Consider the following 13,599-nt stretch of genomic DNA (forward strand, 5'->3'; position numbering starts at 1 on the left):
TGTGCGAGATCGGACGCCGGTTCGTCCCGGGAACGGAGGTCGTGGGCGCGCGCGCAAGGAAGTCCTCGCGCGCGCGACCTGTCAGGACTTGTAAATACCAGCGCAAACCGCGGTGTTGTCCAACTTCTCGCAATACATCTGCTTCGGTTCGACCTTCTTGCTCACCGGATTGACGAACTTGTAGTCCTGCCAGAACGAGGGCTGCTGCGCGGCGAGTTCGACGCGTTCCTTGACGTAGAGTTTTCCGTCAACGTCCTGCGCGTCGATCATGTCCTTGCCGACGAACTTTTGATTCTGATCCATGTGCCAGCACCTTGCCGTCGAGTTGATAGACCACGACGTAAAGATCGCGATCGATGAACTGACCGGCCTTGTTGCTGATCTCGGCATAGGCCTTGTCGGGGCCCTGCGCCTTGATGAAGGCGGTCGCCTTCTTGACCATGCTCACGGCATCATCTTTGCCGGCACCGTCGGCTGCGAAAGCGCTGCCAGCGACAACGACCGCGATCAGTGGCAGAATCCGCTTCAAGCTGGACTTGATCATAATTTTCTCCTGCGATGGTATAATAGGAATTTCTATCGGCAGGATTGCAGAAAAAGGAAAAGCAACCATTAAACCGGCCGCGCTGCACTGCACTAGAACGAGCCTGGTTCCAGCGGTGGTATTCGCAGCTGCAGCGATAGTAGCAAAAGGGCACACCGACTCGCGATGGCTACAGTGATCGTCCTGCCGCGAAGCCTGACGACCATGCCCACTGGAAATTGAAGCCGCCAAGATGACCGGTGACGTCGACGACCTCGCCGATGAAGTAGAGTCCGGGGACCGCATTCGCCTCGAACGTTTTCGACGACAGCTCGGTGGTATCAATGCCGCCGAGGGTGACTTCAGCCGTGCGATAGCCTTCGGTGCCATTGGGACGAAGATGCCACTGTTTCACCGCGGCAACGACGTTGAGCAGCAGCTTGTCGGAGAAATCCGCCAGCCGCGCCGGGCCATCGATCCGCTCCGCGATCATCTGCGCCAGCCGCTTCGGCAGCCCTTCGCCGAGCGCCGTGGCGAGTTCCTGCCGCGGGCGATCGCGGCGCGCCTGCTTCAGCACGGCGAGCAGATCGACGTTGGGCGCCAGGTCGATGACAATATCGAGGCCCTCGCGCCAGTAGGACGAAATCTGCAGCACGGCCGGGCCGCTGAGCCCGCGATGGGTGAACAGCAGCGCCTCGTCGAAACTGGTCTTGCCGACGCTGACCACCGCATCGACGGCGATGCCCGACAGTTCCTTCAACTGCGCCAGCGCGGCCACGTCGAAAGTCAGCGGCACCAGGCCGGCGCGCGGCGCCACCATCTTCAGGCCGAACTGCTGCGCGAGCTTGTAGCCGAAAGGGCTGGCGCCCATTTTCGGAATCGACGGCCCGCCAGTGGCGACCACCAGCGACGGACTGCGATATTCGCCCTGGTCGGTGGTCACGACAAAGCCGCTGTCGCTTTTGGCCACGCCGGTGATGCCGGCGCCGAGCCGCATCTGCACATCGCCGCGGCGAGCTTCCGCGAGCAGCATGTCGATGATCTGCTGGGCGGAGTCGTCGCAGAACAGTTGGCCGCGGGTCTTCTCGTGCCAGGCTATCCCGTAGCGGTCGACCATGGCGATGAAGTCGCGCTGGGTGAACCCCTTCAGCGCCGATTTGCAGAACTGCGGATTCTGCGACAGGAAATTTTGCGGCGAGGTATGCAGGTTGGTGAAGTTGCAGCGGCCGCCGCCGGAGATGCGGATCTTTTCGCCGGGCGCCCTCGCCTGTTCCAGCACCATGACCGAACGGCCACGCTGGCCGGCGACACCGGCACACATCAGGCCAGCCGCGCCCGCGCCGAGGATGATGACGTCATAGCTGTTGTGCGGACGGGCGCTCATTCGACCAGCAACACGTCGACGGCGACGGCGAGCTTCTGCTTGCGCGAACCGACGATGATGCCATCCACCGGCGAGACGTCGGAAAAATCGCGACCGACTGCCAGGACGATGTGATCGTTCTCGACCAGGATATCGTTGGTGGGATCGAAACCGATCCAGCCGAGCTCGGCGCCGCACCACGCAGTGGCCCAGGCGTGGGTGGCGTCGGCGCCCTGCAGCCGCTCCTTGCCCTCAGGTGGAATGGTCCGCAGATAGCCGGAGACATAGGCCACCGGCAGACCGAGACCGCGCATGCCTGAGATCATGATGTGGGCAAAATCCTGACAAACGCCGTGGCGCTTTTCCAGTACCTCCGCGAGCGGCGTCGAGATCACCGTCGCCTTCGGATCGTATTTGAACTCGGTCCGGATGCGATGCATCAGGTCGACGGCGCCCTCGAGAATGCCGCGCCCCTCCGGGAAGCTGACCGCCGCATAGGCGGTGACGGGATCGAGGATCGGCACCAGCGGGCTCGCGAACACGTAACCGATCGGCGACGCAGCGCTGAGGTCGCTCGACTTGAACGAGGCCTGCCGCACATTTTCCCAGGCGGCACTTGGGTCGCCACGGCCCGGCGCCCGGCGCGAGACGAAGACGCGCGAGCGGCTGTCGATGCGCAGCACCTTGTGCGGCGCCTCGATCAGCACGCTCTCGGTCCGGGTGCCGAAGAAGTCGGTGCGCGTGGTGCGCAGCGCCGGCGCCGGCTTGATCTCGACGCTGTGCGATACCAGTTGCTGACCGTTGCCGCCGATTGGCTCGAGACGCAGCGAGCAGCGCGCGAAGCTGACCGGGCTCTCGTAGCTGTAGGTGGTGACATGACGGATATCGTAGATCACGCCAGCCCCGTCAGCTTTTCCGGCCGCGTGGCGTTGCTGCCATGGGGGAAATAATGCGAGCCGATGGCATCGGCGAGCGTCAGTAGGTCCTGCTCAAGACCGAACAGCGCCTTGGTATGGAATTCATCGGCTTCGCCGGTGACCAACGAAGCCTGCAGTGCCACCGCGAGTCGCTGCGGACGCTCGATCAGACCGTTCTCCTTGAGCGACGGCAGCATCGCAATGTGCTCGTTGAGCGCCGACACCTGGAACGCCACCGAGCGCGGATTGTAGGGGTCGAGCAGCACCAGATCGCGTACCGGCGCAAGCAATGGACCGACCAGATAGCGCGAGCGATAGGTGATCTGGCAATCCACCAGCGTCAGCAGGATGTCGAGATCGTCGCTGCTGGCCTCGTCATAGGCGAACTGCCGGGCGAAGCGGGTGATGTTGATGGCGCGCTCGGCCCGGCGGCCCATCTCGAGGAAACGCCAGCCGGCGGCGCGGTTCATGTTTTCCTGCGCCAGACCGGCGAAGCTCGCCAGCTCCTGCAGCGTCAGTTCGGCAGCGCTGACCACGCCGTCGTCATCCTCGATTTCATGAGACAGACGTTCGGCCATTTCGGTGATGACCTGCCAGGCGTCCGGCGACAGCCGTTCGCGCAACGAGGTCGCGGTGCGCTGCGCGGACCGCACCAGCGACAGCGCTGAGCCGAAGCGCTCTTCGTCCTGCAATGCCTGCGCGGCCACCTTGTACGGCTGCGAGCGGGCGCCGAGCGACGTGGCGCCCCAGGTCAGCAATAGACGCTGGATGCGTTCGACCGACTGCTGTGCATTCTGCGCCTTGCCGGGATCGCGCTGCGGCACGCTGAGCGCGCGCACCAGCCGCAAGGTCGATTCGGCGCGTTCAAGATAGCGCCCGAGCCAGAACAGATTGTCGGCGGCGCGGCTCGGCACCCAGCCCGCGATACGCCTGATGCGCACGGTCTCCACCGCCGGCAGCAGCGTCGATGCCACCACCGCCTTGTCGGCGACCACCCAGACGTCCGCAGCGCGCGCCCCGGCGCCCATCGACACCGCGCGAGCGTCGGGCCGGTCGGCGATACGGCAGAAGCCGCCGGGCATCGTCGTCCAGCCATTCGGCGTCGCCGCCGCGAATACCCGCAGCACGAACGGCCGCGGCGCCAGCCTGCCGTTGTCCCACACCGGCGTGGTCGACAGCCGCACCACTTCCTGGCCGACATAGTCGATGCCGCGATTGTGGATGGCGTCCTTCAGCCGGTCGCGCTCGCGCGCCGACAGGTTGGCCGCCAGCACCGGCCCCTTGCCGGGGAATCCCGGCACCGAGGCGCCATAGGCACCTTCGATGGCGAAATCATCCAGTCGCGACAACACCTCGTCGCGCGCCTTCTTCTGACCGCACCACCAAGTGGCGATGTGCGGCAGCTTCAGCTCTTCGCCGAGCAGCCGCTTGCTGAGGCTCGGCAGGAAGCCGAGCAGCGCGCGCGCCTCCATCACGCCGGAGCCCGGCATGTTGGCGACCACCACACCGTTCTTTCTGAGCACATCGATCAGTCCGGGCACGCCGAGCTGCGACGAGGCATCGAGCTCAAGCGGGTCGAGCGAGTTGGAATCGACCCGGCGCAGCAACACGTCGAGCCGCTTCAGCCCGGCAACGGTGCGTATGTGGACGCGGTCGCCGGAGACCGCGAGATCGTCGCCCTCCACCAGCAGGAAACCGAGATAGCGCGCCAGCGTGGCGTGTTCGAAATAGGTTTCGCTGAAGGGACCGGGCGTCAGCAGGCCGATGCGCGGCTCGTCGCGATCGGCGGACGCGCGCAAAGAGTCGCGGAAGGCTTCGAAGAACGGCGCGACGCGCTCGACATTCATCGACTTGTAGAGGTCGGTGAAGGCGCGCGACAGCACCAGGCGGTTTTCCAGCGCGTAGCCCATGCCGGACGGCGCCTGCGTGCGATCGCCGAGCACCCACCAGCGGCCGTCGGGGCCGCGGCCGAGATCGGCGGCGTAGACGTTGAGATACCTGCCGCCGGGCGGCGCGATGCCGCACACCGAGCGCAGATATTCGGCGCTGCCGGCGATCGCCGCTGCCGGCACTGCACCCTCGGCCACCAGCCTCGCGTCGCCATAGAGATCGGCCAGCACAAGTTCGAGCAACTGCGCACGCTGGGTCACCGCCGCAGAAATCTGCTGCCATTCGCTCTCGTCGATCAGCAGCGGCACATGGCTGAGCGGCCAGCCGCGGTCGGCGATCTCGCCGGGGGCGCGGTAGGTGACGCCGGCCTCGCGCAGATGCCGGTCGGCGGAGCCGAACCGGCGCTCGATGTCAGCCGGGGCCAGCGCGCCGAAGGCGTCGAAGAACCGGGCCCATACGTCGCGCGCATTGCCGTCCTGATCGATGAATTCGTCCGGGATTCCGGGCAGCCGCTCGTAATCGCGAGTCCACTGCGCGACCCTGCGACTTCCCGGTCGGGGCTTCTTCCCCTGGCCGGCTTGACCCGTCATACGACTCTCCTGCCGAAACCCTGAGCATTCTCAATGCAGGAGCGGCGTCCGCAAGTCGAGGGTTAAAGGAAATTCCAGGCTGCGTTCTTCGCGCGGCACGTCCATCGTCCCCGGCGTGTGGCCGATTTCCTCGAATCGGGCCAGCCGGCGCGCCTCGGCCTCGTAGGAATTCACCGGCTTGGTGTCGTAGCTGCGGCCGCCGGGATGGGCGACGTGATAGACGCAGCCGCCCAGCGACCTGCGATTCCAGGTGTCGACGATGTCGAACACCAAGGGCGCATGCACCGGAATGGTCGGATGCAGGCCGGACGCCGGCTGCCACGCCTTGAAGCGCACCGCGGCGACGAACTCGCCGGAGCGGCCGGTCGCGGTCATCGGCAAGGCCCGGCCGTTGCAGGTGATCAGATGGCGCCCGGCGATGAAGCCATTGGCCTTGAGCTGCAGTCGCTCCACCGACGAATCGACGTAGCGCACGGTGCCGCCGGCCGAGCTTTCTTCGCCCAGCACATGCCATGGCTCCAGCGCCTGGCGCACTTCCAGCGTCACGCCGCCATGGGTGACATGGCCGAACACCGGGAAGCGGAATTCGAGCTGCGCCTCGAACCATTCCGGCGAGAACGCATAGCCGGCGTCGCCGAGCTCGGCGAGCACGCCCTGGAAATCCTCCCACAGATAGTGCGGCAGCATGAAGCGATCATGGAGCGTCGTGCCCCAGCGCACGAACTTGCCCGTCTGCGGCTCGCGCCACATTTTTGCGATCAGCGCGCGGACCAGCAATTGCTGGGCAAGGCTCATGCGCGGATCGGGCGGCATCTCCAGCGCGCGGAATTCGACCAGGCCGAGCCGGCCGGTGGTGCCATCCGGCGAATAGAGCTTGTCGATGCAGATCTCGGAGCGATGAGTGTTGCCGGTGATATCCACAAGGATATGCCGGAACAGCCGGTCGACCAGCCACAAAGGTGCCTTGACGCCGGGCGGCGGCACCTGCGCCAGCGCGATCTCCAGCTCGTAGAGCCCATCGTGGCGGGCTTCGTCAATGCGCGGCGCCTGGCTGGTCGGCCCGATGAACATGCCCGAGAACATGTAGGACAGCGACGGATGGCGCTGCCAGTACAGCACGAGGCTCTTCAACAGATCCGGGCGGCGCAGGAACGGCGAATCCTCCGGCTTGCTGCCGCCGACCACCACGTGGTTGCCGCCGCCGGTGCCGGTGTGGCGGCCGTCGACCAGGAAGCGGTTGGCGCCGAGGCGCGAGCGCGCGGCCTCCTCATAGAGGATCATCGTGGTGTCCACGGCCTCGCGCCAGGTCTGCGCCGGATGGATGTTGATCTCCAGCACGCCGGGATCCGGCGTCACCTTGATGACCTCGACGCGCGGATCGAACGGCGGCGGATAGCCCTCGACGTGGACCTGGATCTGCATCTCCTCGGCGGTGGCTTCCAGCGCCGTGACCAGTTCGAGATAGTCCTCGAGCTTCTCCACCGGCGGCATGAACGCGCAGAGAATGCCGTCGCGGACTTCGATGGACATCGCGGTGCGCACCGGGCCGCGCTTCAGCTGCTGCTCCTGCACCTTTGCGCCGCGGCCAGACTCTCCGGCGACGGCTCGGAATCGAACACCGGCAGTTCGTCACGCGGCTCCAGCGGATCCTGCTCGACGATATAGGGAAACTCCTCTTCCGGAATATGCGGCAAGGAGGCGATCGGCAGCCGCAGCCCGAGCGGCGAATCGCCAGGCGTCAGAAACAGGTTGCCGCGGCGCAGCTTCCAGCGCTCGGAGCGCCAGCGCGTGTCGGGCGCGACGTCGGCGTTCCAGCGCTGGATCGGCAGCACAAAGCCCTTCGGCGTGTTCAGCCCCTGGTCGAACACTTTTGCCATGCGCGAGCGCTCTTCGGGATCGGCCAGTTTTGAGTCGCTCGGATCGACGTTGGGCGGCAGCCCGGCTTCCTTCTGCAGCCAGTGCGCGGGGTCCTCGAACGCCGGCATGATGTACTCGCTGGGCACGCCGAGGCGCTTCGCGGCGCCTTCGGCGAATTGCTCGGCCTGCGCGACGCCGGCATCATGCTTGCCTTCGATGCTGGCGATCAGCGCGTCGTTCTTCCAGATCGGAATGCCGTCCTTGCGCCAGTACAGGCCGAAGGCCCAGCGCGGCAGACTCTCGCCGGGATACCATTTGCCCTGGCCGAAATGCAGCAACCCGCCCGGCGCGAAGCGCGTACGCAGCCGGCGGATCAGGTCGTCGGCGAGGCCGCGCTTGGTGGGGCCGACGGCTGCGGTGTTCCACTCCGGCGATTCCAGATCGTCCATCGACACGAAGGTCGGCTCGCCGCCCATGGTGAGGCGGACGTCGTCATCCTTGAGGTCGGCATCCACCTTGTCGCCGAGGTCGTCGAGCAGTTTCCACTGTGCGTCGGAGAACGGTTTTGTGATGCGCGGCGCCTCGCGCACGCGCTTCACCGCCATCTCGAAACCGAATTCCACCTCGGCAAAGCCGACCGCGCCGGAGATCGGCGCGGCCGAACGGTAGTGCGGCGTGGCGGCGACCGGGATGTGGCCCTCGCCGGTCAGCATGCCCGAGGTGGCGTCGAAACCGATCCATCCGGCACCGGGAATGTAGGCTTCAGCCCAGGCGTGCAGATCCGTAAAATCGTTCTCGACCTCGCGCGGACCTTCCAGCGGATCGATGTCCGGCCGCAGCTGGATCAGGTAGCCGGACACGAAGCGCGCTGCGAGGCCAAGGTGGCGCAGCGTCTGGATCAGCAGCCACGCCGAATCGCGGCACGAGCCGGACCGATTGGCCAGCGTCTCCTCGGGCGTCTGGATGCCCGGCTCCATGCGGATGATATAGTTGACCTGGTTGCGCAGCCGCGCATTGAGGTCGACCAGGAAGTTAACGGTGCTCGGCGCCTCGCGCGCGATGTCAGCGAGATATTTTTCGAACAGCGGCCCCGGCTCCGTGGTCGCCATGTAGGGCGCCAGCTCGGTCTTGAGGTCGTCGGGATAGGTAAACGGGAATTTTTCCGCATAGGGCTCGACGAAGAAGTCGAACGGATTGATCACCGTCATTTCCGCGGTGAAGTCGACCTCGATCTTCAGCTCGGTGGCCTTCTCCGGAAACACGTAGCGCGCCAGCCAGTTGCCCTGCGGATCCTGCTGCCAGTTCACGAAATGGTTGGTCGGCGTCACCTTGAGCGAATAGCTCAGAATCGGCGTGCGGGTATGCGGTGCCGGCCGCAGCCGGATCGTCTGCGGGCCGAGATCGACCGGGCGATCGTATTTGTAATGGGTGACGTGATGCAATGCGACGAAGATCGACAATGGGCAACTCCAGCAGCTTTTTTGAGCAGAACACTGCGGGAGGTGCGGATCAAGGCCTAACAACGGGCACGATGTGCCTGAAAGGGTGGCGCTTGCAATGGCCCACTCTCCGCTGTCATCGCCCGGCCGGGCGCGCACTTGCGCGTCAGGACCGGGCGACGCAGTAAATGCCGGCATTCGTGCCTAAGCGCCAGCGCCTGCGTTTACTGGGCCACCCGCTTTCGCGGGTGGTGACAACAGCGTTTGTGATGCCTGCATGCCGCACCACCCTCTGCTGTCGTCGCCCGGCCGGACGCGTACTTACGCGTCTGGACCGGGCGACCCAGTAAACGTCGGCATTCGTGCCTAAGCGCCGGCGCCTGCGTTTACTGGGCCACCCGCTTTCGCGGGTGGTGACAACCGCGTGCGGGGCGGCCGTTGCGCCTCGCCTCTTCTACATCGTCGCGCCAAGCACCCAGGGCGCGAATTCGGCGCCGCCGAAATCGAAGCTCTCGCTCTTGGTCGGCTCGCCGGACGCGGTCTTGAGCATCTTCTCGAAGATGCGCTGGCCGCAGGCCTGCACGGACTCGTCGCCGTCGAGGATGGTGCCGCAGTTGATGTCCATGTCCTCTTCCATGCGTTTAAACATCGGCGTGTTCGTCGCGAGCTTGATGGAGGGCGCCGGCTTGCAGCCGAACACCGAACCGCGGCCGGTGGTGAAGCACACGAGATTGGCGCCGCCGGCGACCTGCCCGGTCGCCGCGACGGGGTCGTAGCCGGGCGTGTCCATGAACACAAAACCCTTCTTCGTCACCGCCTCGGCGTAGTTCAGCACGTCGACCAGATTGGTCGAGCCGGCCTTGGCCATGGCACCCAATGACTTCTCCAGAATGGTGGTGAGGCCGCCGGCCTTGTTGCCGGGGAAGGATTGGCGTTCATCTCGGCGCCCTCGCGCTCGCAATAGGCCTCCCACCAGCGCATCAGCCCGACCAGCTTCTCGCCGACCTCGCGCGACACCGCGCGCCGCGTCAGCAGATGTTCGGCGCCGTAGGTCTCCGGCGTTTCCGACAGGATCACCGTGCCGCCGTGACGCACCAAGAGATCGCTGGCCGCGCCCAGCGCGGGATTGGCCGAGATGCCGGAATAGCCGTCGGAGCCGCCGCATTGCAGGGCCACCGCCAACTCGCTGGCGGAGACTTCCTCGCGCTTCACTCTATTCGCATCGACCAGCGCCTCGCGCACGAAGGCGACACCCGCCTCAGTGCTCTTGCGGGTGCCGCCGAGTTCCTGGATTTCAAGCTCGCGCAGCCGCCCGGCCAGCTTCTGCTCCTGCATCAGCCCGCCGATCTGGTTGATCTCGCAGCCGAGGCCCAGCACGACCACGGCGGAGAAGTTCACGTGCCGCGCATAGCCGCCGAGGGTGCGGCGGAGAAGTGTGAGCGGCTCGCTCTGGGTCATGCCGCAGCCGGTCTTGTGGGTCAGCGCCACCACGCCGTCGACATTGGGAAAATCCGCCAACGGATTGTGGCCGGTGAACGGGTTCTTCTTGAACACATCGGCGACCATGCTGGCGACATGCGCCGAGCAGTTCACGCTCGTCAAAATGCCGATGTAATTTCGCGTGGCGATGCGGCCGTCGTCGCGGCGAATGCCCATGAAGGTGGCCGGCAGATCGAAATTCGGCGTCGGCTTGACGTCGACGCCATAGGCGTAATCGCGGGAAAATTCGCCCATGCCGAGGTTCTGCGTGTGGACGTGCTGGCCGGGCGCGATCGACTGCGTCGCAAAACCGATGATCTGGCCGTAGCGGCGCACTTCCTCGCCCACGGCGATCGGCCGGATCGCCACCTTGTGACCGGCCGGAATCCGCTCCGACGTCACCACGCCCGGCGCGACCTCGACGCCCGGCAGCAGGCTCGAGCGCGCGATCAGCACGACGTCGTCTTCATGCAGGCGAATGACGGGGGATGGGGCCATGGGGTTTTCTCCGGATGTTCTTGTTGGGCACTGGCCTTTGGAACGAGTTCTAACGGAAAGATCGCGGTCGCGTTAGCCCCGCAATGCAGGGGCGCCCTGCCCTTGACCGCCGACACTCGGGCGGGCAAAGGCGCTCTTGCGCCGTGCCCACCATCCATCGATGCGGCTTCATCGTGGGCACGCCTCGCCGCGCTTTGCGCGGCCGAGGCTTTGCCCACCCTACAGATCTCAAGTGTTCCATCACTCACGTGATCGCGATCCCGCGGCGCGCTACGCCCGGGGTGTGCTGCATTCGCTGCGCCCTCGATGGAGAGGGCGTGCGGAACGCCGGGTGCCCGATGCACCCATGGGCTCGTGTGCAGTAGGGTAGTAAGGCACACGAGGCTTTGCCACGGTCACACCGGGAGCAACCCGGCGTTCCGCACGCGGTGGTGTTAACGGCTTATCTCGTTGCTCCCCGGCGGCCGACACGCTGTTTCGTCGCCGTCGTCCTGGGCTGAGGGTGTCCGCCTGCGGTTGCATGCGGCTCTCCACCCGACTTGATGCCACACGGGGCATCGGGACCACACGTCTTCGCCGTCCGTGCAGCGTCGTCGCCAGCGTTTCCTCCCCGGTCTCACGGACCCTTGTGGGTGCCCGCCCTGCCCGAAAATTCCGCGCCTGACGCTGCCGCGTCCACCGCCTCCCATCCCGCGTGCCGTGGCGATCGCGATACGCCCCTCTCCTTGGGACGGGATGCAGGGGATTACAATCCAGATTAGAGGATCGTCAATGGACTTGCGGATTATTTTCTTTGTCGTGCCGCTGCGCGCGAGATGTGGCGCCCAGCTGCCGGAACGTGGCGACATCCGGCAGATTCTTGATGCGCCGGCGCGACACCCAGACGGCGTGCGCGTTTTACGCTCCGTCCGTCACCCCCGCGAAAGCGGGGGTCCAGTCAACGCAGACGTCTGCTGTCGACTGCAGACGACAGCGTTGACTGGGTCGCCCGGTCCAGGCGCGTAAGCACGCGCCCGGCCGGGCGATGACAGTCGAGGTGTTCCGCGCTTACGCCTTGCCGCCGGAGCCCTTGCGGGTGTCGTTGACCCAGCTCTTGGCGCCGGTGGCGAGGATGCCGCTGTCGTTGAGCAGGGTCACCAGCTTGAAGCCCATGGCGATGTTCTTCGCCGCGCCTTCGGGGCCGGAGCAGTGGATGCCGGGGTTGAGGCCGCGCTTGTCGCATTCCTTGATCAGCTTGTCGTAGATCTTGAGGATCTCCGGCTCTTCACGATCCAGCTTCGGCACCAGGCCGTAGGAGAAGCCGAGGTCGGAGGGGCCGACATAGACGCCGTCGATGCCTTCGACATCGAGGATGGCTTCCATGTTGTCGACCGCGGTCTTGGTCTCCAGCATCGGCAGGCAGATGATCTCGTCATTCGCCGTCTTCTGGTAGTCGCCGGCGCCGCCATACATGCCGGAGCGGATCGGGCCGTTCGAGCGGGTGCCGCGCGGCGGATACTTGCAGTACTGCACGAAGTTCTCTGCTTCTTCCTTGGTGTTCACCATCGGGCAGATCACGCCATAGGCGCCGCCGTCCAGCACCTTGCCGATGATGCCGGGCTCGTTCCATGGCACGCGGACCATCGGCGTCACCGGATGAGCACCCATGGCCTGGAAGCACTCGACCATGGACATGTAGTCCTGCACGCCGTGCTGGATGTCCACGGTGACGCTGTCGAAGCCGCACTGCGCCATCACTTCGGCGGAGAAGCCCGACGGAATCGCCAGCCAGCCGTTGACGGCGACCTTGCCGGACTTCCAGATTTCCTTGACTTTGTTTGCCATTATTTTGGTCCTTCTTTTTGACGAGTGAATTCGTCATTGCGAGCAGCACTTGCTGCGAAGCGATCCAGTCTTTCCTGTTGCGCTGGACTGCTTGCCGCACTCGCAATGACGGGCGTTCTAGATTCCTGCGTGTTGAATGGCGGCCTCGCTGACCCCGACCTCGCGCGCGGTCTGCACGATGGCGCTCCAGGTCTCGTCGGGCAGCGGCACGCCGTTCTTGGTGCGCTCCGCGCGGGTCGCGGCTTCGGGATCGCCGGGCACCAGCACAGCATCGACGCCGGCGGCGGGTTTTGTGCTCCTGAAAAAATCGATGTAGCGCGTCACTTCACCGTCGAAGAAGTTGGAGGGATCGATGACCTTCGGATCGATGTAGATCGAGAACATGCCGTTGGCGAAGGGGCGATCGTATTTGGTCGCGCCGTTGCCGGTCAGCGCGCCGCCGAGCAGTTCGCAGATCAGCGCCAGGCCCGAGCCCTTGTGATCGCCGAAGGCGCGGATCGCGCCGGTGCCCTTGGAGTGATCGCGCGGGCCGTCGGCGGCATAGGGTCCGTACAGCTGCGCCGGATCCTCGCTGAGCGTGCCGTCGAGGCCGATCAGCGCGCCCTTCGGTAGCTTCTTGCCGCCGCGGCTGGCGACCAGCACCTTGCCCTCGGCCACCACCGAGGTGGCAAAATCCAGCACCACCGGGGCCTGGCCCGGGCGGGGAATGCCGACGCAATATGGCGCGGTAGACAGCCGCCGCTCGACGCCGCCATAGGGCGCCACCAGCACCGAGCCCGCCGCGGTGACGAAATGGATCGAGACGAGGCCCTCGGCCGCGGCCATCTCGGCCCAGTCGCCGATGCGACCGATATGGCCGGAGTTGCGCGTGGCGATGGCAGCGAGGCCGGCGGCCTTGCACTTGTCGATGCCGAGCTTGACCGCCTGCGGACCGACGGTCTGGCCATAGCCGAACTTGCCGTCGACCACCGCCAGCGACGGCGTGTCCACGGGGATCTCGATGGTCTGGTTCGGCACGATCATGCCGGCCTTGCGCCAGCGCATATAGACCGGCACGCGGATCACGCCGTGGCTGTCGTGGCCGGTGAGATTGGCTGTGGTGAGATAGGTCGCGATGCGCGTCGCTTCTGCCTGTTCGGAGTCCGCGTGGGCAAAAATGTCGCCCACGAAATCGATCAGTCTGTCGACTTGAATAGTCACCATGTCTGGACTTTTGCCC

Annotated in this window: 7 protein-coding genes and 2 pseudogenes; all 9 read right to left on the reverse strand. The window is 65.5% G+C overall.

Going from position 1 to position 13,599, the window contains the following annotated elements:
• Positions 1–81: 81 nt before the first annotated feature.
• Positions 82–303, reverse strand: a complete 222-nt coding sequence (locus tag ONR75_RS22940; RefSeq protein WP_265079268.1) for a cache domain-containing protein — start codon at positions 301–303, stop codon at positions 82–84.
• Positions 248–613 (reverse strand): hypothetical protein, encoded by a 366-nt coding sequence (locus ONR75_RS22945; RefSeq protein ID WP_265079269.1) that lies wholly within the window; start codon positions 611–613, stop codon positions 248–250. Before ONR75_RS22945 ends, ONR75_RS22940 begins: the two co-directional genes overlap by 56 nt.
• 100 nt (positions 614–713) lie before the next feature.
• Positions 714–1,907: an NAD(P)/FAD-dependent oxidoreductase gene (locus tag ONR75_RS22950; RefSeq protein WP_265079270.1), complete on the reverse strand. Its 1,194-nt coding sequence runs from the start codon at positions 1,905–1,907 to the stop codon at positions 714–716.
• On the reverse strand, positions 1,904–2,782 hold the full coding sequence (locus tag ONR75_RS22955; protein ID WP_265079271.1) for a transglutaminase family protein: 879 nt from the start codon (positions 2,780–2,782) through the stop codon (positions 1,904–1,906). Before ONR75_RS22955 ends, ONR75_RS22950 begins: the two co-directional genes overlap by 4 nt.
• On the reverse strand, positions 2,779–5,283 hold the full coding sequence (locus tag ONR75_RS22960; protein ID WP_265079272.1) for a circularly permuted type 2 ATP-grasp protein: 2,505 nt from the start codon (positions 5,281–5,283) through the stop codon (positions 2,779–2,781). Before ONR75_RS22960 ends, ONR75_RS22955 begins: the two co-directional genes overlap by 4 nt.
• Before the next feature lie 30 nt (positions 5,284–5,313).
• Positions 5,314–8,600: pseudogene (locus ONR75_RS22965) on the reverse strand (DUF2126 domain-containing protein).
• 433 nt (positions 8,601–9,033) lie between these two features.
• Positions 9,034–10,556, reverse strand: a pseudogene (locus ONR75_RS22970) (UxaA family hydrolase).
• Between the two features lie 1,047 nt (positions 10,557–11,603).
• A complete protein-coding gene (locus tag ONR75_RS22975; protein ID WP_265079273.1) occupies positions 11,604–12,380 on the reverse strand; it encodes an HpcH/HpaI aldolase family protein in 777 nt (258 codons plus the stop codon).
• A 117-nt stretch (positions 12,381–12,497) separates the two neighbouring features.
• On the reverse strand, positions 12,498–13,583 hold the full coding sequence (locus tag ONR75_RS22980) for a malate/lactate/ureidoglycolate dehydrogenase (RefSeq protein ID WP_265079274.1): 1,086 nt from the start codon (positions 13,581–13,583) through the stop codon (positions 12,498–12,500).
• Positions 13,584–13,599: the final 16 nt, after the last annotated feature.

The organism is Rhodopseudomonas sp. P2A-2r (genome assembly GCF_026015985.1).
GTDB lineage: Bacteria > Pseudomonadota > Alphaproteobacteria > Rhizobiales > Xanthobacteraceae > Tardiphaga.